This is a genomic window from Actinomyces sp. HMT 175, assembly GCF_016694895.1.
Classification (GTDB): Bacteria; Actinomycetota; Actinomycetes; order Actinomycetales; family Actinomycetaceae; genus Actinomyces; species Actinomyces oris.
In genome coordinates, this window is sequence record NZ_CP068012.1 from 1,950,222 (window position 1) to 1,972,786 (window position 22,565).

At 67.6% G+C, this 22,565-nt stretch carries 17 protein-coding genes; 3 read left to right on the top strand and 14 right to left on the bottom strand.

Annotated features, from left to right (window positions below):
- Nucleotides 1–6: 6 nt before the first annotated feature.
- From JJJ14_RS08305 to JJJ14_RS08340, 8 genes are all read right to left on the bottom strand, one after another.
- Nucleotides 7–1,113 carry an EpsG family protein gene (locus tag JJJ14_RS08305; RefSeq protein WP_101559638.1) on the bottom strand — a complete coding sequence of 369 codons (1,107 nt, stop codon included), beginning with the start codon at nt 1,111–1,113 and terminating at the stop codon, nt 7–9.
- A gap of 9 nt (nt 1,114–1,122) precedes the next feature.
- Nucleotides 1,123–2,274: a glycosyltransferase family 1 protein gene (locus JJJ14_RS08310; protein WP_201443839.1), complete on the bottom strand. Its 1,152-nt coding sequence runs from the start codon at nt 2,272–2,274 to the stop codon at nt 1,123–1,125.
- Between the two features lie 65 nt (nt 2,275–2,339).
- Nucleotides 2,340–3,122 carry a glycosyltransferase family 2 protein gene (locus JJJ14_RS08315; RefSeq protein WP_101559640.1) on the bottom strand — a complete coding sequence of 261 codons (783 nt, stop codon included), beginning with the start codon at nt 3,120–3,122 and terminating at the stop codon, nt 2,340–2,342.
- Nucleotides 3,123–3,153: 31 nt separating this feature from the next.
- The gene (locus tag JJJ14_RS08320; protein WP_201443840.1) at nt 3,154–3,840 is read right to left on the bottom strand and encodes a sugar transferase; all 687 of its coding nucleotides are present in this window, start codon (nt 3,838–3,840) and stop codon (nt 3,154–3,156) included.
- Entirely contained in the window at nt 3,837–5,048 is a 1,212-nt protein-coding gene (locus JJJ14_RS08325; protein ID WP_070512981.1) for a DegT/DnrJ/EryC1/StrS family aminotransferase, read from the bottom strand. The genes JJJ14_RS08320 and JJJ14_RS08325 overlap by 4 nt, the downstream gene beginning before the upstream one ends.
- Nucleotides 5,048–6,973, bottom strand: a complete 1,926-nt coding sequence (locus JJJ14_RS08330; RefSeq protein WP_236592779.1) for a polysaccharide biosynthesis protein — start codon at nt 6,971–6,973, stop codon at nt 5,048–5,050. Before JJJ14_RS08330 ends, JJJ14_RS08325 begins: the two co-directional genes overlap by 1 nt.
- A 693-nt stretch (nt 6,974–7,666) precedes the next feature.
- The gene (locus JJJ14_RS08335) at nt 7,667–8,911 is read right to left on the bottom strand and encodes a polysaccharide biosynthesis tyrosine autokinase (protein ID WP_233431764.1); all 1,245 of its coding nucleotides are present in this window, start codon (nt 8,909–8,911) and stop codon (nt 7,667–7,669) included.
- A gap of 356 nt (nt 8,912–9,267) precedes the next feature.
- Nucleotides 9,268–9,828, bottom strand: coding sequence for an ATP-grasp fold amidoligase family protein (locus JJJ14_RS08340; RefSeq protein WP_236592780.1), 561 nt, complete (start codon nt 9,826–9,828; stop codon nt 9,268–9,270).
- 48 nt (nt 9,829–9,876) lie between these two features.
- On the opposite strand from JJJ14_RS08340, the gene JJJ14_RS08345 reads away from it, so the two are divergent.
- Entirely contained in the window at nt 9,877–11,265 is a 1,389-nt protein-coding gene (locus tag JJJ14_RS08345) for an IS30 family transposase (protein WP_201443841.1), read from the top strand.
- Here the strand turns inward: JJJ14_RS08345 and JJJ14_RS08350 are convergent.
- From JJJ14_RS08350 to JJJ14_RS08375, 6 genes are all read right to left on the bottom strand, one after another.
- Nucleotides 11,243–11,680, bottom strand: coding sequence for an ATP-grasp fold amidoligase family protein (locus tag JJJ14_RS08350; RefSeq protein WP_236592781.1), 438 nt, complete (start codon nt 11,678–11,680; stop codon nt 11,243–11,245). The genes JJJ14_RS08345 and JJJ14_RS08350 overlap by 23 nt on opposite strands.
- A gap of 412 nt (nt 11,681–12,092) precedes the next feature.
- The gene (gene ileS, locus JJJ14_RS08355; protein WP_201445134.1) at nt 12,093–15,452 is read right to left on the bottom strand and encodes an isoleucine--tRNA ligase; all 3,360 of its coding nucleotides are present in this window, start codon (nt 15,450–15,452) and stop codon (nt 12,093–12,095) included.
- A gap of 553 nt (nt 15,453–16,005) precedes the next feature.
- Complete coding sequence (locus JJJ14_RS08360) at nt 16,006–16,995, bottom strand: IS481 family transposase (protein WP_201443842.1); 990 nt, start codon at nt 16,993–16,995, stop codon at nt 16,006–16,008.
- Nucleotides 16,996–17,122: 127 nt separating this feature from the next.
- Complete coding sequence (locus tag JJJ14_RS08365; RefSeq protein ID WP_201443843.1) at nt 17,123–18,070, bottom strand: aldo/keto reductase; 948 nt, start codon at nt 18,068–18,070, stop codon at nt 17,123–17,125.
- A 155-nt stretch (nt 18,071–18,225) separates the two neighbouring features.
- Nucleotides 18,226–19,119, bottom strand: coding sequence for a hypothetical protein (locus JJJ14_RS08370; RefSeq protein WP_201443844.1), 894 nt, complete (start codon nt 19,117–19,119; stop codon nt 18,226–18,228).
- A gap of 128 nt (nt 19,120–19,247) precedes the next feature.
- A complete protein-coding gene (locus JJJ14_RS08375; RefSeq protein ID WP_201443845.1) occupies nt 19,248–20,039 on the bottom strand; it encodes an SDR family NAD(P)-dependent oxidoreductase in 792 nt (263 codons plus the stop codon).
- 116 nt (nt 20,040–20,155) lie between these two features.
- On the opposite strand from JJJ14_RS08375, the gene JJJ14_RS08380 reads away from it, so the two are divergent.
- Together JJJ14_RS08380 and proC are read left to right on the top strand one after the other, a co-directional pair.
- The gene (locus JJJ14_RS08380) at nt 20,156–21,523 is read left to right on the top strand and encodes a Na+/H+ antiporter family protein (RefSeq protein ID WP_201443846.1); all 1,368 of its coding nucleotides are present in this window, start codon (nt 20,156–20,158) and stop codon (nt 21,521–21,523) included.
- An 89-nt stretch (nt 21,524–21,612) separates the two neighbouring features.
- Nucleotides 21,613–22,437 (top strand): pyrroline-5-carboxylate reductase, encoded by an 825-nt coding sequence (proC, locus tag JJJ14_RS08385; protein ID WP_201443847.1) that lies wholly within the window; start codon nt 21,613–21,615, stop codon nt 22,435–22,437.
- Nucleotides 22,438–22,565: the final 128 nt, after the last annotated feature.

Below are 22,565 nucleotides of genomic sequence, written 5' to 3' on the forward strand. Positions count from 1 at the left end.
ATTCCATCACGGGATCCCTTTCTCGAAGACGGTTCGGTAGGGGAACAGGTGGTACCACTCGGGCCGGTACAGGAAGAAGATCGTGGAGGCTGCGAAGGCGATGATGACCAGGAGGGCGCCGATGTAGGAGCGCTCCGGTCGGCGGCCCCGCACGGTGAGGTTCACCAGACCGACGACGAAGGGCATGGTCAGGTACATCTCGAGACGATCGACGAGGTTGAAGCCCAGGGACACCGTCACCATGGCTATATCGGCAACGGCCAGTGCCAGGAGACTGCGGGTACGCCCGGAGGGGTCTTCCTCCACGGCGGCCTCCCATCCGCAGGTGGAGGCCAGAAGTATGAGGAAGATGCGCACTACGATCAGCAGAACGGTGGCCGAGCGCACCCCGCCGTCGGCGTAGTCGCTGTTGAGGTAGTGACCGTAGTAGGCGGAGGACGCCGCAAGGGAGTTCATCACCCAGCTCAGTGAGAGCATGCTGGTCCCGATGAGGGCGCCCCATTTGATCCAGTCACCGAAGGTACTCAGCCTCATGGCGGAGACGAGGTAGATGACGAGCAGGAGCAGGGCGCTGAGATGGAACTGGGAGGCGAGCGCGATGAGCAGGGCGTAGCGCAACAGCTTGCGCTCCATGAGCGCGGGGACGGCCAGCAGGAAGATCGCCACCGCAACGCTCTGTCGGGTAAAGAGTGTGAAGTCGTAGAAGGCGGATATGCCGAAGGCGAGGAGGACCGCCAGGGAGTAGTTGGCGGCGTAGCGCTTGATGAACAGCACCGCTGATCCGTAGACGAACACCGAGATGATGAGTAGCAGGATGTTGAAGCTGTCCGTGATGCGGCTGACCAGGTAGTTGAGTACGACATAGCCGTACTCGAAGCGACTGACGGTGAAGGCCTCCTGGAGGGAGGTCGTCGCCTTGATCTCCTCGAAGACCCGGTGGTACTCAACCGTGTCGTTGCCGACGCTGACGGCTCGCATGGAGGAGAAGGCCACGAAGGCCACGAAGGCCACGACCAGAATGACCCGGGAGCCCCGCCGACCGGCATTGCCCCGCAGCCCCAGGAGAGCTGCTGGCAGGAGAAGGGCGGCGAAGAGCGCGAAGTGAATCCACATGCTCCGGCATCACCATTCCGCCAGCGCACGGTAACGGTGCGCCAGCCGCTCGGCTTCGTGAGTGATGTCGAAACCCGCGACGCGCGTGGCCCGCTCTGCCTCCGCCCTGCGCCGCGGGTCCCGCCCGTGGTCGAGGGCCTGGCTGACATGGTGCGCCCACTGAGGCGCCGGCATGTCCAGCGGCAGGAAGGAGACCTCCCCGATCGTGACCTCATCGGTCACCTCGTCGGAGCACACCAGCGGGAGCCCCGCGCACTGCGCCTCCACCCCCACCATCGGCAGCCCCTCGTAGAGGGAGGGCAGAAGGAACATGTCCATCGCCTGGTAGAGGTCAGGGACGTCCTTGCGGTCCCCCAGGAACAGAACGCGGTCACTCAGGCCGCGCTCGGCCACCACGGCCTCGATGCCCGGCCGTAGCGGGCCGTCGCCGATGAGCATGAGACGGGCCTCGGGGCGCGCACGGAACAGCTCGGTGCACACATCGATGAGGAACCGGTGGTTCTTCTGCTCACTGAACCGTCCCACATGGCCGACGACGGGTGCCTCCCCCAGCCCCAGCCGGGAGCGCACCTGGGCACGGACCGACTCGTTGAAGCGGTAGGTCTCCACGTCGATCGCGTTGGGAACCACCTCGAAGCGGCCTGAGCCGAACAGGAAGTCACCGGCCGCCCGGGAGCAGGCCAGGCGCGCGTCGGAGTAGGCCCCGATATTGCGGCAGACGAGCCAGTTGCGCAGGCTCCGCAGCCGGGAGTCGGAGTACGCCGTCGCATGGGAGTGGACGGCGAGGGACCGCACCCCGTGGCGATGGGCCACCGGGTAGAGGAAGCGCGACAGGATAGGGTCGTGCAGGTGCGCCACGGGGTACTGCCCTGCACGCTGCTCCAGCACCTGCCCCAGGGATGATCGGATGCGTCCGATATGGTTCCCGGCATCGATGACGTAGCAGCGCCCGCCCAGTGCCTCGATCTCCTCGCGGTGGGTCTCATCGGGCGTGGCGTAGCAGAAGAAGTCGAACACCACCTGCGAGCGATCCATGTGCCTGAGGTAGTTCATGAGCACGCTCATGACTCCGGAGCGCCGGGAGATTGATGAGTTGATCTGCAGGACCCGCAGGGGGCCGCCCCCAAGGTCCCGCGTGGTCGATGACTGTTCCTGGCTCATTGCCTGTCTGCCTCCGTCGGCCCCGGATCGGTCCGGGGAACTGCTCGTCCTGCTAACGCCGGTCCTCATTTCACCTTGAGGGTCTTGATGAGGACCCACACGCCGATGTGGAAGACGGAGCGGGGGACGCTGAGATGCTCGATGTCGCGGTAGAGCGTCCAGTGGTACTTGACCAGGCTCCGTTTGTTGGCCGACACCGATCCCGAGCGGAGCCGGTACCTCATGAGCACCACCGGCATCCCCCAGATGTAGGGCTCGGTGCGGAGCATGCGCAGCCACAGGGCGTCGTCGTTGCGCTTGCGGATGTTGGGAACCTCGAACTTGCCCAGGCGCGCCACGTCGTACATGACGGTGGAGTTGCCCACCGGGCAGTCCAGGAGCAGGCGGTTGTAGCTGATCCTGGCCGGGCTGCGCACGATCCTGCCGGTGGGCACGCCCTGCTCGTCGATCTGGGCGTAGGCGGTGCAGGACATCGCCACGTCACGCGAGGTCATGAAGTCGATCTGGCGCCTGAGCTTGTCGGGGTGCCACAGGTCGTCGGAGTCCAGGAAGGCCATGTAGCGCCCCTGGGCCAGCTCCATCGCCCGGTTACGGGCCATGGCGGCACCGCTGTTGGTCTCCAGCCGTACGTACCGGATCCGCGGGTCGTCCTTGGCCAGGGCCTCCACGACATCGGTGGTGTCGTCGGTGGAGCAGTCGTCGACGACGATCAGCTCCCAGCGGGGGTGGGTCTGGGCCTGGACGGTGGCGATGGTCTCGGCGATGAAGGCGCCACAGTTGTACGTCGGCATGATGATGGAGACCAGGTCGGAGTCCAGTTCGTGATCGTGCTCAGTGCCTGCTGTCATGCTTGCTCCTTAGGTGTCGTCGTTGCGCGCCTCACCTGGCCACCGCCAGGACGGTCCTCAGCGCGATCGACAGATCTCGTCCGATGCTGAAGTTCTGGACGTCACGCAGGTTGAGGCGCATCTTGGCCGGCAGGACCTGAGTGAGGTAGGCGTCCTGGCCCGGCGGGGCGGCCGCCAGGATCTCGGCCTCGTCCTTGAACTCGATGGAGGCTGTGGAGGTGACTCCGGCGGGCAGCAGCAAGGTGGCCCGCATCTGCGGGGTGTACTGCTGGACGTACTCGGGCACCTCCGGCCTGGTCCCCACGAAGCTCATCGTGCCGCGCAGGATGTCGATGAGCTGACTGATCTCATCGAGCCGGTAGCGGCGCAGCACCGCCCCGACCTTGGTGACCCGGGGGTCGTTGCCCCGGGTGATCTGGTCACCGGGATCTGCCGGCCGGTGCGTCATGGTGCGGAACTTGACGATCCGGAACTCGCGCCCGAACTGGGTGACCCGCCGTTGGCGGAAGAACACCGGTCCGGGCGAGTCCAGCTTGATGAGGGCCGCCAGGATGATGAACAGCCACCCGAGCAGCACCATCAGGATCGTCGCTCCGACGACGTCGAGCAGGCGCTTGAGCCGCAGCTGGAGACCGCGCCGGGCCAGTGCCTCGTAGTAGGGGCGGACCTCCTCGGTACGCAGGGAGGCCGGCAGCTCCTCCCAGGGCGGCATCGTCATGAGCGGCCCATCGCCGCGAGCGTCTCGAGCGCGCAGCTGATGACGTAGTCGACCTGCTCGTCGGTCAGTGAGGTGTGCAGAGGCAGACTCACCTCACTGGCGTAGAGGGCGTAGGCCTGCGGGAAGTCCTCAATGGAGAAGCCGAGGTCGCGGTAGGCGCTCAGCAGGGGCAGCGGCTTGTAGTGGACGTTGCAGGCCACGTCCGCGCCCGCCATGCGCTCGATGAACTCGTTGCGCGCCTCCTCCCCCAGGCCCGGCAGGTTCGCCAGGTAGAGGTGCCCGGATGAGACGCTCCCGTCCTCGTAGTGCCGCAGCGATGTCACGCCCGCCGGCGCCAGGGCCTGGTCGTAGCGGGTGATGATCTGGCGCCGACGCTCGAGCATCGAGTCGTAGCGGGTCATCTGCGCCAGGCCGATCGCGGCGCACACGTCGGTCATGTTGCACTTGTAAGCGGGGCTGACGACGTCGTACTCCCAGGCCCCCAGGCGGGTCTTGGACAGGGCGTCCTTGCTCTGCCCGTGCAAGGACAGCAGCATGTACTGGCGGTAGAGCTCCTCGTCCAGGCCCAGCTCCGGCCTCCACGTGACGGCACCGCCCTCCGCGGTGGTCAGGTTCTTCACGGCGTGGAAGCTGAAGGTGGTGAAGTCGGCGGCGCTGCCCGAGGGCGTGCCGTCGCGCCGGGCACCGAAGCTGTGGGCGCCGTCGGCGACGAGGGCGACACGTCCCAGCGCCTCCTGGACTGCCCCTGCCGGTGTGAACAGATGGCTGTGGCTGTCGACGACCGCGCGCAGCGCCGGGTAGTCGCACATGCGACCACCGATGTCGACCGGGATGACGGCCTTGGTCCGCGGGGTGATGGCGGCCTCCAGGGCGCCGGGGTCCAGCCCGTAGCCGCCGTCGGCCTGGCCGGCATCGACGATCACGGGGGTGGCGCCCACATGAACGATCGGGGAGGCAGAGGCCGTGTAGGTGTAGGCCGGGACGATGACCTCGTCTCCGGGACCGATGCCCAGGACCCGGAGGGTCAGCTCCAGCGAGGCGGTCGCGGAGTTCAGACAGGCGGCCCGGGTGGTTCCACAGCGCTGCGCCACCTGCTTCTCCAGGGTCTTGGTGCGCGGTCCGGTGGTGATCCAGCCAGAGCGCAGTGCATCCACCACTTCCTGGCACTCGGCGTCGGTGATGTCTGGAGGCGAGAAATCAACACGCATCAGTCAGCTGTCCTCACTGTTGGCGACGGATTCGTACTGTTGTCAAAACGTGGGTGATAGGTGGGCACCGCGCGAGCAAGCTCCCGCTTGATCTGCTCACCGCCCTGGGGCAGACAGGCCATGAGCCGAGCGATCTTGTCCTCCACCTCCAGCCTGGTGGGAGGCGGTGCCGTGGAGACGAGGATCGAGGGGTTCTGAGTGGGGTGCAGATCCTCATCGTGCATCTGCAGCTCCTCGTAGAGCTTCTCGCCAGGACGCAGCCCGGTGAAGACGACCTCGATGTCACGCCCCACCCGCAGGCCCGAGAGCTTGATGAGGTTGACAGCCAGGTCGTAGATCCGCACGGGCTTGCCCATCTCCAGGATGAAGATCTCTCCGGCCTGGGCCATGGAGCCGGCGGTGATGACCAGCTGGGCCGCTTCGGGGATCGTCATGAAGTAGCGGGTGATGTCGGGGTGGGTGACAGTCAGCGGCCCACCTGATCTGAGCTGGCGCCTGAACAGCGGGATGACCGAGCCGTGGCTGCCGAGCACGTTGCCGAAGCGCACGGCGGCGAAGACGGTGGAGCGGCTGGTCTGGGCCAGGGCCTGGATCTCCAGCTCGCACAGCCGCTTGGTGGCCCCCATGACGTTGGTGGGGTTGACCGCCTTGTCGGTGGAGACCAGGATGCAGTGGCTGCAGCCGAGCTCCTCCGCCAGACGGCAGACGACCCAGGTGCCCAGCACGTTGTTCTCCACGGCCTCACGGGCGTTGTCCTCCATGAGCGGCACGTGCTTGTGGGCCGCCGCGTGGAAGACGACCTTGGGCCGGTACCGCTGGAAGCAGTCGCGGACGATGCGCTCGTTGGTCACCGAGCCGATGACGACCGAGAGCGTCACCCCCAGCTCGGTCGCCTTGGGCTGCATCTCGTGGAGCAGCTCGTAGGCCGTGTTCTCGTAGACGTCGAAGATGATGATCTGGCTAGGCCGGGCCTCGATGAGCTGACGGACCAGCTCAGAGCCGATGGAGCCACCACCGCCGGTGACCAGGACGACCTGGTCGCGCACGTACCCCATCCCCGTGGAGTCGAAGGCGACCTCGTCACGGGAGAGCAGCTCGGAGATCTCGACCTCCCGCAGTGCGATCCGCCCGTCATCCTGCTGAGCCAGGTCCCGTACGTTCGGGAGGGTGAGGATCCTCAGGCCCGTTGTCAGGCAGATGGACAGGATGCGCTGGCGCTCGGAGGCCAGCGCCGAGGGGCAGGCCAGGACGATCTGCTCGGCCCGGCACTCCTGGGCGATGCGGGGGATGTCGTCACTCGCACCGTAGACCTTGACGCCGTGGACGTGGCGACCGTGCTTGGTGATGTCGTCATCGACCAGGGCCACCGGTTCTCCGCACATGTCCTCGTCCCCCAGGTGCATGCGCTTGATGGTCAGAGAACCGGTCTGCCCGGCTCCGACGATGAGGGTACGGGGGCGGGAGCCCGGCTCACCTGCGCGAGCACTGCGCTGGGCGCGGCTGTGCCACAGCGCCCGGGCGGCGAGGCGAGTCCCCGCGGTCATGATGACGAGCAGCGCCCAGGCCATGACGTAGGAACGCACTGACAGCCCACCATCGAAGGCCAGGGAGAAGAGCAGGTCGCCGCAGATCGAGCCGACGACGGTCGCGTACAGAATCCTCAGCGCCTCCGCCATCGAGGCGTAGCGCCACAGGCTGTTGTACATCTTGAAGGTGGCGAAGACGCCCACGTTGACGATCCCGAGCACCCCGACGGCCAGGAGGCCGCCGGTCGCCCCTGTGGCGGTCGCCCACTTCGTGGTCCCCCAGGCCGCGGAGTACAGCGCCATATACGTGGCCAGGAAGTCGATGACCATCAAGGCGAGGGGCTCGAGCCGGCACAGGGCGAAGCCTCCCCGCTGCGCGCCGCAGTCCGACGGTCTCACGGGCGCTGAGCCCGGTGCTGAAGGGGCGCCCGCGGTGGCACCCCCGGGCGCTGCGAGGGATCGTGCGGGTTGAGGTGCGCCAGGGCGACCAACCTCGGTACTGCGCTCATCACGGCCGGCGGTGCCATGGGAGTCCTGATGTGCTTCAGCCATGAGTCGTCACGCTCCATTGAGTCTGCTGAGGAGCATGGGACACACCGCCTGAGAGTGAGGAACTCCGATCAAGCGTTTGACGCTGGCAGGAGCGACAGATTTCAAATGTCATCAGGGTTTCAATCTGCATATGGGCGAGCAGGTTTCACTGCTTCGCGGGACGGACTTGGGGATGCGGCTCCTACTGCTCAACAGGAGGAGACGGCACAGAAAAGGGCATGCGGAACCCATTGAATCATCACTATTAGATTCCGTATTTAATGCTCAGCGTTAATCTAACACCGAGAGTCACCGATTGGAAGATTTTGAGGATGCTACTCCTCGATCATCGTTTACCAACAGATCCACTTCGACACAATGGTATAAATCCACAGGCGACTGGACCTGAGAGCCTGAAGCGTCAAGATTCATTCCAGCGGGACCCCGGAGCACACGCCCCAACGACTAACGTCAGTGCGACTGCAAAGTAACATTTGGATAAACATCCTTGACGTCACGGCTCGGCTCTCTGCGCACGTGCCGCATTCAGGGAAGGAAGGGTCAGACGGTGGCACTCTCCGCATGAGTGACGGCGGTCTGGGCACTCCGACTACCGCGCCCGAGATCGGACACGTTGGTGAGCACCACGCCGAGCATGTGCCCGCCTCCCTGCCCCACGGCCAGCGCGGCCTCGCGAAGCTCTTCGGCAGACGTGCGCCCGGCTCGCGCCACGAGGAGGACGCCACCGGCATACTCGGCCAGCACCACAGCGTCGGTGAAGCGGCACACCGGAGGCGCATCGATAATCACGATGCGGTCTGCGGCCAGATGATGCAGGAGGTCACTCATGTTGCGGCCCCCGAGCAGCTCAGAGGGGTTCCCGGGCATGTCGCCGGCAGGCAGGAGCTCCAGGCCCGGCACCTCGCCTTCGACCAGGACCTGACTGAGACGAGCCGTCCCCACCAGGACCTCCGCGAGCCCTGGGGCACCCGGGGCGCCGACCGCACTTGGCGAGCGCAGGTCTCCTCCGACCAGGACGACCCGATGACCGGACAGAGCCAGGACCCGCGCCAGACCCGCAGCCGTCGTCGAGGCCCCCTCCCGCGGACCAGCAGAGGTGACGACCACGACCTGCCGAGCCCCGTGAGACAGGGCGTGAAGCACGTTGGTGCGAGCGGCCCGAAGCCGCTCCTCGACCTCCGTCTGCGCACCACGCCCCAGCCGCAGAGGCGACGGATCCTTCGGCAGCACACCGAGCACGGGCGTCGACAGGGCCTTGCGCACATCCTCCGGCCCCTTGAGGCTCTTGTCGAGCAGCTCCTGGACGAGAATCCACACGTAACCCAGAACCAGACCGGCCAGCAGCCCCACACCCACACAGGTGACCAGGGCAGGGGACCGAGTGGCACTCACCAGCTCAGCGGAGGACAGCAGGGAGATCTTCACCGGAGAGTCACTGCCCTCCAGCTCGGTCACCTCTTCGGCCGTCTGGCGGACGACCTCATCGGCCAGAACCTGAGCCTGACGCGAGGTGGAGGCCTCCACGGAGACCTGCACCGACACGGTCTCAGGCGTCCGCACCGCCGACACCGAGGAGGCCAGCTCCTCCGGGGTGACATCCAGCTTGAGGGACTCGATCACGCGCTGGGCGACCGCCTCCGAGGTGAAGACCGGAACGGCGGCGTCGGCCTTCAAGTCGGCGAGCTGTGCGGCGTTGTAGTGGGACTGCGTGTTCAGCCCCGGGTCTCCGCCCACCTCCACGTGCAGGTAGGCCTGAGCCGTCGCCGTGTAGGAACTCGGCGTCACGAAAGCGAACGCTACTGACAAAAGTACGCAGATCACGATCGCCAGCGCGAGAGATCCAAAGCGTCGACGAGTTAGATGAAGAAGGTCCTCGAGCGTCATCCGCATACCACCTGTCATTATTCAGGACTGATAGGACACAGCACTCACCAGCATGAAGCGACAGTCACGATACCCCACGAAGGAGCGCCAGAATTAATGACACAGACAGTAACACGCAAGAGCCCGAACAGAGCAAGTAACCGACGGATTTAATGAGAAAGCCCTCACGCACATCGAGAGACTTGAGAGGTCTCACTCACCGAGCACGACGATCTTCGTAGAAAATCTACAGACACCATTCTCTGAGCATTAAACCATCACAGGATGATGCCCTTGAACGACTTCTTCTCAGGAAGGACGATTCGATCACCGAATATACGGTTGTAGCGAGCGGGAGCAAATTCAGACAACCCATCGGCGTCGGTGAAGGTGATCTCACCGAAGTAGACACGTCCCCGCACCTGGTAGAAGTCAACGCGCGCGCAGGCGAACCCCTTCCCGAGCCTGCTGGCGAGCCGGAGCATGGTCTCCAGGCCGCTCGGCGGGGGAACGTCCGGGGCACGGACAGCCTCGCAGGTGTACTCGAAGGGGGCTCGGGTCCAGTCCGGCAGGTAGGTCCCCCGCATCGCGAGCCCCGCACGCCTGTCCACGGTGAAGGCGAACTGGACGACGCCGTCGAACACCATGAACTTGTAGTCCCTCAGGCCCCCTGTGCCGTCACGCAGGAAGCGCTCGCACACGATGCGCGGCTCACAGTACTCGTAGTGCAGTTCGAAGCCGCCCTTCATCGCCTGGCGCAGGCCGAGCCACTCCCTGAGGCGTCCACGGGCCCACTCCTCATCAAGAGCACTCTTGGTGGGGTCTGGTGGTGGATGCACCACTCGTGGGAGGGGTGTTTTGTGTCTGGTACTGGGGTTGGTCAGGATGTGCGTCGTGATGCGGTGGCGCGGGTGGTGGCTGGTGAGTCGGCCTCGGCGGTGGGTCGGGTTCTGGGGTACCGGCGTGGGACGGTGAGCCGGTGGTGCCAGGCGGCGGGGGTGGAGCTGGTGCGCGGCCCCAAGGGCGGCACGCTCGAGGCTGACCAGGCCAGACGCGCCAAGGTCGTTCAGGCCGTCCTGGCCGGAGCGTCCCTGACCCGAGCGGGAGCCGAGGCCGGGGTGACTCGGGACACCGCCAGGCGGTACTGGCACGATCAGGCCATGGAGGACGCAGCAACAGCATCAAGACGCTCGTCAGGACGCTCGTCGGGGCGGCGGGGGCGTGAGGGCTGGTCGGCGTCGGCCTGCGCCGGGCGGGTCGGGCGCGGGCAGCGCGTCAGCGACGCCGAGCGGGTCCTGATCGCTCAGGGCCGGGCCCGCGGGGAGTCGGCCGCCGCCATCGCCCGCATTCTGGGGCGGTGCCGTCAGACCGTCTCACGAGAGATCACCCGCAACACCGGCCCTGACGGGGTCTACCGGGCCCCGGGGGCCTCAGCTGCGGCCCAGGAGCGCCTGGCCCGCCCCAAGACCAGGAGGCTCGACGCCGATCCCGTCCTGCGCGCCGAGGTGGTGGCCCTGCTCGAGGACGGGGCCAGCCCCCGCCAGATCAGCGCGCGCCTGCGCTGGGCCCACCCCGACAATGAGTCCATGCGCATATCCCATGAGCAGATCTACCAGGCCCTCTACGTCCAGGGCGCCGGGAGCCTGCGCCAGCAGCTGCGGGTGGACAAGGCCCTGCGCTCAGGACGCACCCGGCGCCTGCCCCGCTCACCACTGGCCGGCCTGCCCCGCAGATCCAACCGTCCCTGGATCGAAGGAGCCCAGATCAGTGTGCGCCCGCCCCAGGCCGCCGACCGGGCCGTGCCAGGGCACTGGGAGGGCGACCTGGTCATCGGCGCCGGCGGGCGCAGCGCCCTGATCACCCTGGTGGAGCGCACCAGCCGCTTCGTGCTCATACACCGCCTGGGCGCCGGCCACGACTCCCAGACCGTCACCACCGCCTTGCAGACCATGGTCGCTGACCTGCCCCGAGCCGTAAGGGCCTCGATCACCTGGGACCAGGGAAGCGAGATGGCCCGGCACGCCGACTTCACCGCCGCCACCGACATCCCGGTCTACTTCGCCGACCCCCACAGCCCCTGGCAGCGCCCCACCAACGAGAACACCAACCGCCTGATCCGCGAGTACCTCCCCAAAGGCACCAGCTTCACCGACGTCACCGACACCCAGGTCCAAGCCATCCAGGACCGCCTCAACCGCCGACCCCGCATCGTCTTGAACGGACAGACCCCAACTGAGAAACTCAACGACATCATCAACGGTGCAAACACCACCTGACCCCACCCTTGTTCGGTACGAGGATGTTCCACCCCGAGCCGTGCGTGGCCTTGAGGACGAAGCTGGCCGGCAGGGAGGCGAAGTCGATCTCATCAGGCGAGTCCCACACACCCAGCAGAGGTACGAGGTACTCCTCCCCCACCGTGTCAGCGACCCACTCGCGCACCAGGAACTTGTCCGCCAGACGCCCTTTGAGGGGTGTGGAGTCATAGAGCTTGAGCCAGTGGATCTTGTCAGTCATGGTGCGCGGCGCCTCCAGGTGGCAGGGGCGTCCCTTGAAGAGCCAGTACCAGTGTTTGAGGGCCGCACGGTACTGGGGCGGCGACAGGTGACAGTTGCGGTGGTAGATCGCCTGCTTCAACCATCCCTGAGCCGGCGGGGGAAGAACTGCTTCTGCAGCACCCTTGATACTCATCGTCCGCACCTCTCACAACCAAGGTCACCAGCGAGCCTGCTCCAGGGAGAAGGCTGCGCACGACGCTTCCCCTACCGCCATCATGGCGGTAGAAGGCATGCTGACCGGGAGATGGGAGAGGCGAACCGCGGGAGGAGGAGCACCGTCGCTCAACCAGGTCCTGGTGGCCGAGCAACGGGATTATTCTGCCTCACACCTCAGGTAATAGGAAAGTTAACCTACCGGCGTGTCGGATCGGCTCCGCGTCGCCGTGCGCAGCGCCCCTCCCGGCAGCTCATCGCCACGACGACATCACTGGGCTGGGGCGGGAGAACCTCAGCTCGTCTCTCGGACTTGGATGCAGGAGTGGGGCCGGCCAGACCGAGCTCATCGGTCTGGCCGACCCCACGACGCGGCCCGTTCGCCGGCTGGGTCAGCTCTCCCTCGCCTCGGTGACCTTCTCAACCGTGGCGGTGGGCTCCTTCACGGCCGGGTCGGCCACAACGGAGGCGTCCACGCAGCCGACCTCCCGCTTGATGAGGTCCAGGTGGGCACCGGTCCAGGCGCCCTTGTCCTCCGGAACCCTCAGCTCCAGGCGAATCCGGTCCCCCACGTGCAGGCCGACAGCCTTGCGCTCGTCCTGGACCAGACGCACCAGGTCGCGGGCCCAGCCCTCGGCCTCCAGGGCGTCGTCGAGGGCCGTCTCCAGGACCACGAAGGCCCCCGAGGGCAGCATGGTGGCGGCCAGGGAGTCATCGTCGACCTCGATGCGGGTGGTCAGGGTGAAGGCGGAGTCCTCCGCCTCCAGGACCACGGGGGCGCCATCGAGCAGGACGTCGTTGAAGCGCACGTCCCCGTCCTCGGTGAGCTCCCACTGGCCCGCCTTGACGGCGGCGAAGAGCTTGGAGGTGAGCTTGCGGACCTCGGGGCTGAAGGCGCGCGGGTTGAGGGCCAGGTCCGTTCGGGCCTCGTAGCCGGCGGACTCGGCGTCCAGGACCCGTACCTCCTTGACGTTGACCTCCTCGGCCACGAGCTCGCGGAAGGGGGCCAGCCCGGCCGGGTCGGCGGTAGCGATGGTCAGGCTGCGAAGCGGCTGGCGCACGCGCAGCTTCTCGGCCTTGCGCAGGCTCAGGGCGGCCGAGACCGCGGCTCGGGCCTCATCCATGGCCGCCACGAGCTCGGCATTGGCAACATGCCCGGGCAGCACGGGCCAGTCGGTCAGGTGCACGGAGCGCCCACCGGTCAGGCCCCGCCAGATCTCCTCGCTCACCAGCGGCGCCAGCGGCGCCATGACCTCGGTGAGCACCCGCAGCACGGTGGCCAGGGTGTCGAAGGCGGTCGTCTCGCCGTCGGTGAAGCGCTGGCGCGAGGTGCGCAGGTACCAGTTGGTGAGCACGTCGAGGAAGTCGCGGATCGTGGCGCAGGCCCCGGTGATGTCGTAGCCGTCCATCTGGGCGGCCACCGTCTCGGTCAGGTCCTTGGTGCGGGCCAGGACGTAGCGGTCCATGACGTGCAGGCCGCCGTGCTTGGCGAACAGGCTCGCGTCGTCCAGGTCGACGCCGCTCGTGACGTAGCCGGACTGGCCCACCTGGCCCGCGTAGAGGGCGAAGAAGTACCAGGTGTTCCACAGCGGCAGCACCACCTGGCGCACGGTGTCGCGGATGGCCTTGTCGGTGACCACGAGGTTGCCTCCGCGCATGACCGGCGCCGAGAGCAGGAACCAGCGCATGGCGTCGGCCCCGTCGCGGTCGAAGACCATGGAGACGTCCGGGTAGTTGCGCAGCGACTTGCTCATCTTGGCCCCGTCGTTACCCAGGAGGATGCCGTGGGAGACGCAAGAGGTGAAGGCGGGCCGGTCGAACAGGGCGGTGGCCAGGACGTGGAGGGTGTAGAACCAGCCGCGGGTCTGGCCGATGTACTCCACGATGAAGTCGCCCGGGTAGTGCGACTCGAACCACTCGACGTTCTCGAAGGGGTAGTGCACCTGGGCGAAGGGCATGGAGCCGGACTCGAACCAACAGTCCAGGACGTCGGGGATGCGGCGCATCATGGACTTACCCGTGGGGTCGTCGGGGTTGGGCCGCACGAGGGTGTCGATGAAGGGGCGGTGCAGGTCGGTGACCTTGACACCGAAGTCGCGCTCGAGCTCGGCGTAGGAGCCGTAGACGTCGGTGCGCGGGTAGTCGGGGTTGTCGCTGACCCACACCGGGATGGGCGCGCCCCAGAAACGGTTGCGGGAGATCGACCAGTCGCGCGCGTTCGCCAGCCACTTGCCGAAGATGCCGTCCTTGATGTGGCCGGGGTACCAGTCGATGTCCTGGTTGAGCTCGACCATGCGGTCGCGGATCGCCGAGACGCGCACGAACCAGGAGGAGACGGCCTTGTAGATGAGCGGCTTGCGGCAGCGCCAGCAGTGCGGGTAGGAGTGCACGTAGGAGGCCTGGCGCACCAGGACGGCCCGCTGGTTCTCGTCACGGCGGGCCAGGGGGCCGGTACCGTCGCGCAGGTCGGCGACGATGGGCTTGTTGGCCTCGAAGACCTGCAACCCGGCGTAGTCGCGGATCTCCTCGGTCAGGCAGCCGCCGTCGTCGACGGGCACGACCGTCTCGATGCCGGCCTCGGAGCAGGCGATCATGTCGTCCTCACCGAAGGCCGAGGCCATGTGCACCAGGCCGGTTCCGTCGGAGGTGGTCACGAAGTCGGCGGCGATGATCGTCCAGGCATTCGGCCCGGGCGCGGCGCCCTCGGCCCGGTGGGCGGCGTCGTCGAAGTAGTCGAAGATCGGGTGGTAGCGCCGCCCCACCAGGTCGGCCCCGGTGCAGGTGGCCAGCACCTGCGGGTCCTCGCCGAGCTCGCGGGCGTAGGAGCCCAGCAGGTCCTTCGCGATGACGACGTCCTGACCGGCCACCGGCGAGTCGAGGTCCTCGTCGACGTGGACGATCGCGTACTCGACGTCGGGGCCCACGGCGATGGCCAGGTTGGAGGGCAGCGTCCAGGGGGTGGTGGTCCAGATGAGGACCAGCTCGGGGCGCTCGGCGCCCTGGCGCAGGGGCTCCTCCAGGCGTAGGCCCACCGTGACCGTGTTGTCCTGGCGGTCCTGGTAGACGTCGTCGTCCATCTTGAGCTCGTGGTTGCTCAAGGGGGTGCGATCGTGCCAGCAGTAGGGCAGGACGCGGTAGCCCTGGTAGGCCAGCCCCTTGTCCCACAGCTGCTTGAAGGCCCACAGCACCGACTCCATGTAGTCAGGGTCGAGGGTCTTGTAGTCGTTGTCGAAGTCGACCCAGCGGGCCTGGCGGGTGACGTAGTCCTCCCACTCCTTGGTGTAGCGCAGGACGGAGCTGCGGCACTCCTCGTTGAACTTCTCGATGCCGATGCCGCCGGGGCGGGTGATCTCGGTGACGTCGTCGATGCCGAGCAGACGCTGGGCCTCGAGCTCGGCGGGCAGGCCGTGGGTGTCCCAGCCGAAGCGGCGCTCGACGCGCTTGCCGCGCTGGGTCTGGTAGCGCCCGACGGCGTCCTTGACGTAGCCGGTCAGCAGGTGGCCGTAGTGGGGCAGGCCGTTGGCGAAGGGCGGTCCGTCGTAGAAGACGAACTCGTCGCAGGGCTCGGCGCGGTTGTCGATGGAGGCATGGAAGGTACCGTCGGCCTTCCAGTAGGCCAGGACGTCCTCCTCAATGGCGGGGAAGGAGGGCGAGGGGTCGATCTGCTCCCCCGGGCGGTGCAGGGGGTAGAAGGCGGCGCCGGTCGGCTCGCTGCCGTCGGCGGTGGTGCTGTCAGCCATCTTCTCAGCCATCGCGGTGTGCTCTCGTCTCACTCGTTCCTGCCGCCTCGGGCGGGTGCCCGGGGCCTGACGAGGACGACGTCGGCTCCCGACCGGGACTGGTGCCCGGCTGGTGCCGCACCGCGGTACCACCTCGCTTGCCGTGCTGCGCGCCCTGAGAGGGACGGTGTGCACGACCGCTTCGTTTCCAGCTGTGACGGGCTGTCCCGTCCGGTTCTACTGAGGGCCGACGACGCTGGTGCGCCGGGGTCCGGTTCTTCCGGAGGCTCGCCGGTGATGGCCGGGTCACTGCCTTTGCTCCGGGGAGTGTAGTGGGGAGCGTGCCGCCGGGGCCAGTTCACGCCGCGGCTTGGCGGCGTCATCCTCCCCACACCCGGCGGTGGAATAGCGGCGGGCACCACCTTCCCTAGCCCAGACCCGACCCCAGCGCCAGCGACCGAATCTGCACACACCGACAAGAACTTCAAAGGCGACACGAATACGCGTCGCCTGTGAAGAAAATGTTGGTCTGTGGGCAGTGGTCCTGCTGGTCGACGGCTCGGAGCCGCTCGGTCTAGCCGTACCTCTAGCTGTACTGATCGGGGAGGTTGGTTAGGCGGGTGATGGGTGGGTGGCCTTGGGTGGCGGTGTGGGGTCGGTGGTGATTGTAGAGGTGCAGCCATGCGGGTAGGGCCTGGCGGCGTTGGGTCTCGGAGGTGTAGTGGCGGGCGTAGGCCCAGCCGTCGGCCAGGGTGCGGTGGAAGCGCTCGATCTTGCCGTTGGTCTGGGGGCGGTAGGGGCGGGTGTGCTTGGCCTTGATGCCCAGCTGCTGACAGGCGGCTTGCCAGGCCTGGGAACGGTAGGCAGAACCGTTGTCGGACAGGACTCGCTCCACCTTGACTCCTCGGGCGCTGAACCATGACACCGCGCGCTGGAGCACTCCGACGGCGGTATCGGCCTTCTCATCGTCGTGGATCTCGCTGTAGACCACGCGGGAGTAGTCATCAATCACCGAGTGCACGCAGGCGTAGCCCATCACCGGTCTGCGGCTGGCCTGGCTACGGGCCTTGCCGGGGGTGGAGGCGCGGTTGCGCGCGCCCTGGCGCGCACCGACGTAGCGCCATCCACCACCGTCGGGGATGTTGCCGATCTTCTTGACGTCGACGTGGACAAGAGATCCGGGGTAGGGGTGCTCGTAGCGGCGCACGACCTGACCGGTGGCCCGGTCGGTGTACGACAGGCGGTTGAGGTGGGCGGCTCGCAGGATGCGGTGGACGGTCGAGGCCGCGACCCCGGTGCGGGCAGCGAGCTGGACGGGGCCCTCACGCAGGCGCATGCGCAGCGAGACGATCCGTTTGACCACTGCCTTGGGTGTGCGGTGAGGGCACGAGCGTGGGCGGCTGGAGCGGTCGGTCATGGGCTGGCCGGCCCTGTACCTGTCGGCCCAGCGCTTGACGGTGGGCCATGAGCACTGGAACCGGGCAGCAACCTCGCTGACGGGCCAGCCCTCCTCAACCACCAGACGGGCGACCCTCAAACGAGCACGCGGGGTCAGGGCTGCGTTAGCGTGGGACATGAGGAGAGCACCTTTCGTGTCTGGCTGATGGGGAACTGCAACACCTCCACTCAACCAGCCCAAGGCGCTCTCCTCACCTCAAAGACTCAGATCACACCCCCTCAACCAACCCTCCCGATCAGTACATCTAGCCGGCTGCGTTGAGCTCCTCGACGGCCTCCTGAGGGAGGCTGAAGCGCGTGGCCTCGATGGCGTCAGTGAGCTGGGCGACACTGCTGACGCCCACGATCGGGGTGATCGTCGGCTGCTGGGCGTTGAGAAGGGCCAGGACGACCTGGCTCGGCTTCATGGCAAGACACTCCGACCACGTGCGCAGCGCTGTCAACCGCTTGTCAGTCCCCGGGTGCCTGTATGCCTCAGGCAGCGGACGTTCTGGGTGCTCGTAGGCGCCGGTCAGCAGCGGCGTGTAGGCCCACAGGTCCAGCCCGCAGCGCTCGGCGAGGTCCTTGCTCTCGCTGGTCATCATCCCGTGGGGGTGGTCCTCGCCCTCTACCGGGGTATCCGGCCTCGGGTGGAGGTACGACTCCCGCAGCTGCAGGGCGCTGAAGCCGGCCGAGCCCCGCTGCTGAGCGTGCACGTTGGCTGCGGCGGCGTACCAGGCCGGGTGGTTGGACAGCCCGATCCGTGCGGTCAGCCCTTGGTCAACCAGGGCGCCGAAGCTCTCAGCGACATCCGCGACCGACTGCTCCCGGTCCTCCATATGGGCCCAGTACATGTCGACGCGCTCCGTCTGCAGGCGCTGCAGACTGTCCCGGATGGCCTGGTTGACGGTGCCCCTACCCATCCCTTCCACGGCGCCCGGAAAGCCGTGGGGGCGGGTCGGCTCCGCACCGACCTTGGTGCTGATTTTCACCTGGTCGCGCACGCCGCGATCAGCGAGCCACTGGCCGATGACGGTCTCGCTCTGGCCCCCGAGGCCGGACTCGGCTCCCCAGAAGGCGTAGCAGTTCGCGGTGTCGATCCACTGGCCGCCCAGCTCCAGGTAGGCGTCGAGGATTTCACGGGACTGGGTGGCAGGCAGGCGGGTTCCGAAGTGCATGGTGCCCAACGCCATGCGGGGGTGTGCGTCAGTCATCGGGTTCCTCTCCTCCGTGTCATCAGGGTGAGCGCTGCGAGGCGTGCCAGCGACCGTAACCGAATCTGCACACACCGACAAGAACTTCACAGGCGACACGAATACGCGTCGCCTGTGAAGAAAATGGTGATCTGTGGGCGGCCGTGCCGGCGGCCTCAGCTCTGCGTGCTCGGAGAGGCGTCCTGCTGCTGGAGGACGCCCGAGGAGCCTGAGCCACCCTTCTGGTTGCCATCACCCGAGCCGGAGCCCGACTGCTGGCCACCACTCGAGCCCGAGCCACTGGAGGCGTCCCCGTTGGGGGTGGTCCGGCCGGCTCCACCAGAGCCTCCTTCCGGACCGCCCTGGCCGTTCTTGCCGCCCGGGCCTCCCTGTCCGCCGGGGCCGCCTCCGGGCATCTGCCCACCGGGCCCGCCCTGACCACCGGGGCCTCCCCCGCCGGGGCCTCCCTGGCCCCCTCCGGGCATGCCCTGACCGTTGCCGGCCCCCTGCTGCTGGGCCTGACCGTGCTGGGAGTGGGAGCTGAGGAGCTCGTTGGTCCCCCACCCAGCCCCGAAGGAGCCCGCCAGCAGCGCCACCCCGGCAGCGCCCACGACGGCGCGACGGCGGTACCAGGGCCCACGCGCCTTGGTCCGGGCCTTCTTGGCCGCCGCGGACGTGGAGGGCACGACGCCGATGGTCGCGGCGTTCTGAGCATCCGGAGATGCCCACGCCCCGCCCAGCCGGGTGTCGGCAGTGCTGCTGCCAGCAGCCGAGTGAGTCGCCCCGGAGCCCTTGGCGGAGTCCGGCGTGACGTCCTTGGAGAGAGCCTCGGTCCTCACCGCCTCTGAGCCAGCGCTACCCGCCGTGTCCTTGAGGTCCTTGACGTCCGTGCTGCCGTCCGTATTGCCGGCAGTGTTGCCATCACTGCCGGGGGCGCTTACGGCGCCCTGCGGCAGGTGCTGCGCAGCGGCATCGGCGGCGTCGGCGGATTCCCTGATGGGAAGGCTCTCCGTGGCCGCGTCGCGCGGGGAGGAAGTGGCCTCGCCACAGGAGGAGACGTGCTTGGTCATGGGTGTCCTTTCAGTCTGGTTCCCGGCCCGGCCGGGGCTGGAAGAGACGTTAGGAACCCGCGCTGTGCCCGGGGCAGGTCGAGCCTGTGGACCACCTATGTGCGACGACGCCGCTCCCCTACTGATCCCTACTGATCCCTGGCCACCAGGGTGTTGGAGGCCTGGGCCCGCGGCCGCACCACCATGGAGTCGATGTTGACGTGGGCGGGCAGCTCCAGCGTCCAGACGATGCAGGCGGCGACGTCGTCGGCGCTCAGCGGCTCGGCGACACCTGCGTATACCTTCGCGGCGGCCTCGGCGTCCCCGTGGAGACGGTTGAGGGAGAACTCCTCGGTGGCCACCATGCCGGGGGCGATCTCAATGACGCGCACCGGTTCCCCCACCAGCTCCAGGCGCAGCGTGTTGGCGATGATCCGCTCGGCGTGCTTGGCCGCCACGTATCCGCCCCCACCGGGGTAGGTGTCGTGGGCCGCCGTGGAGGTGAGGAAGACCAGGTCCCCTCCCCGCTCCCGAAGCCCGGGCAGGAAGGCCTGGCTCACGCGCAGGGCCGCGAGCGCATTGCGCTCATACATGGTGGCCCACTCCTGGGCGCTGCCCTCGGCGACCGGGTCGACCCCCAGCGCGCCACCGGCATTGTTGACGACGGCGTCGACAGCTCCGCCGGTCAGCACCTCACCGGCCAGGCGCTCGACGTCGCCGGGCTCCTGGAGGTCGGCGGCCACCCACGTGCAGCCGGTCTCGGCGGCCAGCACCTCAAGACGCTCCACCCGCCGCGCGGTGGCGACGACCTCCCACCCGTGGGAGCGCAGGAGGCGGACGGTGGCGGCACCGATGCCGGTGGAGGCGCCGGTGACCACGGCGCGGCGGACCGGTGCGGAGACGGCGGAGTCGACGGTGACGTTCTTCGGGTTCTCGTTCATTGGTCCACGATACGTCCCCGTCACGCTCGCCTGGCACAATCGGCCTCGATTCGCACGGGTTCACCCAGACCCGCTCGCGAAGCCCAGCACACTCGGCCCCACATCGGAAGGCCCCCATGAACGCCATCATCCTCGCCGTCCTGGTCATGCTCATCCTGGCGATGCTGCGCGTCCATGTGGTCCTGTCCCTGTTCGTCGGCGCGCTCGCGGGCGGACTGAGCGCCGGCCTGGGCATCAGCCGCACCATGGTCGCCTTCCAGGACGGGCTGGCCGCCGGGGCCAAGATCGCCCTGTCCTACGCGCTGCTGGGAGCCTTCGCCATGGCGGTGGCGCACTCCGGTCTGCCCCAGCTGCTGGCGAACTGGCTCATCGGCCGCATTGAGAACAAGGACGAGTCCGCCTCCCGCAGGGCCGTGCGCACCACCACCATGCTGGTGCTGGGCGGACTCACGGCCATGGCTGTCATGAGTCAGAACCTCATCCCGGTTCACATCGCCTTCATCCCACTGGTGGTCCCTCCGCTGCTCATCGTCATGAGCCGTCTGCAGCTGGACCGTCGCGCCGTGGCCTGCGCCATCACCTTCGGTCTGGTGACCACCTACATGTTCCTGCCCCTGGGCTTCGGGCGGGTCTTCCTCCATGACATCCTCTACGCCAACATCGAGGAGGCGGGCCTGGACGTCTCCAACATCCCGGCCACCCAGGCCATGGGGATCCCGGCGCTGGGCATGCTCGCGGGGCTGCTCATCGCCGTGTTCGTCACCTACCGCAAGCCCCGCGTCTACCGGATCGACACCGGCGGCAACGCCGGCTCGGGCGATGAGGTCTCCGGCCCGGTCGAGGTCAAGCCTGTCAAGGTCGTCGTGGCACTGATCGCTGTTCTCGCCTGTTTCGTGGTCCAGACGATCCTGACCTGGACGGAGTCCAAAGCCGACCCGCTCCTGGTCGGGGCCCTGATCGGTCTGCTGCTGTTCATGGCCACCCGGGTCGTCACCATCGCTGAGGCCGACGACGTCTTCACCGGAGGCATGCGGATGATGGCCCTTATCGGGCTCATCATGATAACGGCGCAGGGCTTCGCCAATGTCCTCAAGGAGACCAAGCAGATCGAGCCGCTGGTGACGTCGGCGACCTCCTTGTTCGCGGGCTCCAAGCCCGCCGCCGCTTTCGTCATGCTGCTCGTGGGCCTCATCGTGACCATGGGCATCGGCTCGTCCTTCTCCACCCTGCCGATCATCTCGGCGATCTACGTGCCGCTGTGCGTCTCGCTGGGCTTCTCGCCGGTCGCCACGGTCTCCCTCATCGGGACCGCTGGGGCCCTGGGGGACGCCGGCTCACCGGCGTCGGACTCCACGCTGGGGCCCACGGCCGGGCTCAACGCCGACGGGCAGCACGACCACATGCGCGACTCGGTCATCCCGACCTTCCTGCACTTCAACATCCCCTTACTCATCGCCGGGTGGATCGCCGCACTGGTGCTCTGAAGGCCGACCGGCGCCCCGGAAGTCGCACTGCCCAGCGCGCCGCCGCGGTACGGTGATGGCCTCATGTCGCTCACGAGCAGGAGGCCTTCATGCGTATCGGGTTCATCGGCGCCGGCAACATGGTCAGCGCCATTGTGCGAGGGGCCGTGGCCGCGGGAACACCGGCCGGGCACCTGCTGCTGACCAGCAAGCACGGCTCCGCGGAGCGCCTGGCCGGGCAGGTCGGGGCCGTCCATGTTCCCGACGCCGCCGACCTGGTTTCACGCAGCGACGTCCTCATCGTGGGCCTCAAGCCCTACGTCATCCCCGATGTCCTGCCCCGGCTGTCGGAGGCCATCGCCGCCAGCCACCCCCTGGTGGTCTCCATCGCGGCCGGTGTGCCCTTGGAGCGTTTGGAGTCGATGCTGCCGAGCGGTACCCGGGTGGTGCGCACCATGCCGAACATGGCCGCCTCCGTGGGCGAGTCGATGACGGCACTGGCCCCTGGCAGCAGTGCGAGTGCCGAGGACCTGGAGACGGTACGCACCCTCATGGAGACCATCGGTCGCACCGTGGTCCTGGAGGAGAAGGACTTCTCCTCCTTCATCGGTCTGGCGGGCTCCTCCCCCGCCCTGGTGTGCGCCTTCATCGACGCCTTGGCGCGCGCCGGCGTCATGGGAGGCATCCCCAAGGACCAGGCCGTCCAGATCGTGGCACAGGCGGTGCTGGGGACCGCCCGCACCGTGCAGACCGAGGCTCAGCGCACCGCTGAGGGAGGTCACGGCCGCACCCCGGCCGACCTCATCGACGCGGTCTGCTCCCCCGGAGGGACAACAGTGGCGGGCATGGTGGCCCTGGAGCGGGCCGGTTTCTCCGACGCCGTCGTGCGCGCCTTCGAGGCCATTGCCGAGAGGGACCGCGAGCTGGGCGCCTGATCGCAGTCCCAGGCCCAAGGACCCATTTCCCGCCTATCCGCTGCCGCAGACCACCACCGGTGCCGTGTGCGGCAGCGCGATCTTATTCCGCGTCCTGACGGGTTAAAGTGCACCCCCAACGCCCCTGC